Annotated in this window: 3 protein-coding genes; 1 reads left to right on the top strand and 2 read right to left on the bottom strand. The window is 63.3% G+C overall.

Translation table 11 applies throughout. The features are described 5' to 3' along the window. Positions 1–63: 63 nt before the first annotated feature. Entirely contained in the window at positions 64–702 is a 639-nt protein-coding gene (locus JMF90_RS32200) for a transcriptional regulator (protein ID WP_011547652.1), read from the bottom strand. Further along, on the bottom strand, positions 699–1,220 hold the full coding sequence (locus tag JMF90_RS32195; protein WP_011694750.1) for a YbaK/prolyl-tRNA synthetase associated domain-containing protein: 522 nt from the start codon (positions 1,218–1,220) through the stop codon (positions 699–701). The genes JMF90_RS32200 and JMF90_RS32195 overlap by 4 nt, the downstream gene beginning before the upstream one ends. Positions 1,221–1,617: 397 nt before the next feature. Between JMF90_RS32195 and JMF90_RS32190 the strand changes: the two genes are divergently transcribed. Continuing rightward, positions 1,618–2,774 (top strand): isocitrate lyase (locus JMF90_RS32190; RefSeq protein WP_201325944.1); only part of this gene is annotated, 1,157 nt, incomplete at its 3' end.

Raw genomic sequence — 2,774 nt, 5'->3', positions numbered from 1 at the left:
CGCTCGAGAGTCGGAAAGGTCAGTCAACGGGAAACTCAAAACGGCAAAGCCGGGCGCGCGGCGTCACTTCGCGTCGTTGTAGACGGTCGCGCGCGACACGCCGAGATGCTGCGACACGATCTCCATCGCGCGGCGCACCTCGAGGAAGCCGTCGGCCTTCAGCGTCTGCATCAGTTCACGGCGCTGGTCGGTCTTCAGCTCGCGCGGCGTCGTCGCGAGGCGCGTCGCGAATGCGTCGATGCGCTGCCGGATCGCGTCCGCGCCGGCCGGGTCCAGCGTCTCGACGACGGTCTCGCCATCGGTGCGGCAGAACTGGTTCAGCATGCCCTGGAAGCCGCGGAACAGCGTGACGTCGGCGTTCAGGCACAGCGCGGCGACGTAGCGCCCGGTCGAATCCTTGATGCCGATCGACGTGCTTTTCGCGGTGCGGCCGTCGGCGAAGCGGTTCGGGTAGTTCGCGAGCACCTGCGGGAAATCGTCGTCGGCGATGCGGGCGAGGCCGAGTTCGGTCGCGGGATCGCCGACCGCGCGGCCGGACAGGTTGTTGTGGATCGCGAGGATCGCGTGCTCCGGCGTGCGGAGGTCGTGCACGACGACCTCGGTGAACGGCGCGAACATCTCGCCGAGTCCTTCGGCGATGCGCTGTACCTGTTCGATCAGCGACGCCTGCTCCGACGGCAGCGGTTTGCGGTTCGTGCTCATGCGTGGTCCTGGGGGGCGGGTGTGTCGGTCGTCTCGGGCCGCGTGATGTCGACCAGCAGCGGGCGCGCGATCCGGACATAGTCGGCCGCGTCGAGCACGACCGAGCGGTCGAGGCGGCCGGCGTTGAACGCGATCTCGGTGTTGCGCTCGACCAGCGCGGGATCGACCACGAGCGTCACGTTCGCATCGAATACGAACGGCGGCACGGCACCCATCACGCAGCGCGTGACGGCGGCCGCGACGTCAGGCGACGCGAGCGTCGCCTTGCGCCGGCCCACCGCATCGGCGACCTTGCGGAAGTCGATTTTCAGGTGCCCGGGAATCACCGCGAGCGCGGTGGTGTCGCCGCCATCCTTGAACGTGCAGAGCATTGCCTTCGCGCCCTGTTCGGGGCGGGTGCCGCGCAGTGCGGCGATCGCGTCGGATTTGCCTTCCGCCGGATGCTCGAGCACGCGGAAACGCGCGCCGGATGTATTCAGCAGTTCGCACAGCGTGTCGAAAACGGAAGAGTCGTTCATGTCGCTCCGGGCCGGCAGGCCAATGCGTCGATATACACGGATCAAATAATCGTCCAAGTATAGACGTTTTGTCCTAACTATGGGGAGTGGCCGTCGTTGCCCCGCCTTGTCGACGCATGCCCATTCTTCAGCAGCCGAAAGGGCATTTCATATTGCGGAAGTCGCGCGAAATTCCTGTCGTCACGTTTTACCGCCGCTTGAAACCGTGTTTTGCATCGCAAAAACACGTGACTATCTCATTGAAAAATAACGAAAATTTATATCTTATGTCTTATATAAGACTTGACCGAAATTTCGCTGGGCGGGATTACTATTGAGTCCATGCAGTTCGCTTCGTCACGCGCGGCGGGCACGCTGAAACCTTTACTCAAATGCGCTTCGTTCCCAGGAGATAGACATGTCCCAATATCAAGACGACATCAAGGCAGTGGCTGGCTTGAAGGAAAACCACGGCAGCGCGTGGAACGCCATCAGCCCCGAGTATGCGGCCCGCATGCGTGCCCAGAACAAGTTCAAGACCGGCCTGGACATCGCGAAGTACACCGCGAAGATCATGCGCGCCGACATGGCCGCGTACGATGCCGATCCGTCCAAGTACACGCAGTCGCTGGGTTGCTGGCACGGCTTCATCGGCCAGCAGAAGATGATTTCCATCAAGAAGCACTTCAACAGCACCGAACGTCGCTACCTGTACCTGTCGGGCTGGATGGTCGCCGCGCTGCGTTCGGAATTCGGCCCGCTGCCGGACCAGTCGATGCACGAAAAGACCTCGGTCAGCGCGCTGATCCGCGAGCTGTACACGTTCCTGCGCCAGGCTGACGCCCGTGAGCTGGGCGGCCTGTTCCGCGAGCTGGATGCCGCGAAGGACGCGACCGCCAAGGCCGCGATCCAGCAAAAGATCGACAACCACGTCACGCACGTCGTGCCGATCATCGCCGACATCGACGCCGGCTTCGGCAACGCGGAAGCGACCTACCTGCTGGCCAAGCAGTTCATCGAAGCGGGCGCGTGCTGCATCCAGATCGAAAACCAGGTGTCGGACGAGAAGCAGTGCGGCCACCAGGACGGCAAGGTCACGGTGCCGCACGAGGACTTCCTCGCGAAGATCCGCGCGATCCGCTACGCATTCCTGGAGCTGGGCGTGGACGACGGCATCATCGTCGCCCGTACCGATTCGCTGGGCGCTGGCCTGACCAAGCAGATCGCCGTGACGAACCAGCCGGGCGACCTGGGCGATCAATACAACGCGTTCCTCGATTGCGAAGAACTGTCGGCCGACCAACTGGGCAACGGTGACGTCGTCATCAAGCGCGACGGCAAGCTGCTGCGCCCGAAGCGCCTGCCGAGCAACCTGTTCCAGTTCCGCGCCGGCACGGGCGAAGCGCGTTGCGTGCTCGACTGCATCACGTCGCTGCAGAACGGCGCCGACCTGCTGTGGATCGAAACCGAAAAACCGCATATCGCACAGATCGGCGGCATGGTCAGCGAGATCCGCAAGGTGATCCCGAACGCGAAGCTGGTGTACAACAACAGCCCGTCGTTCAACTGGACGCT

The organism is Burkholderia sp. E168m23 (genome assembly GCF_016586125.1).
GTDB classification, from domain to species: Bacteria; Pseudomonadota; Gammaproteobacteria; order Burkholderiales; family Burkholderiaceae; genus Burkholderia; species Burkholderia orbicola.
Note: the sequence above shows the minus strand (reverse complement) of the source record. Positions and strands in the feature narration are given on the sequence as shown.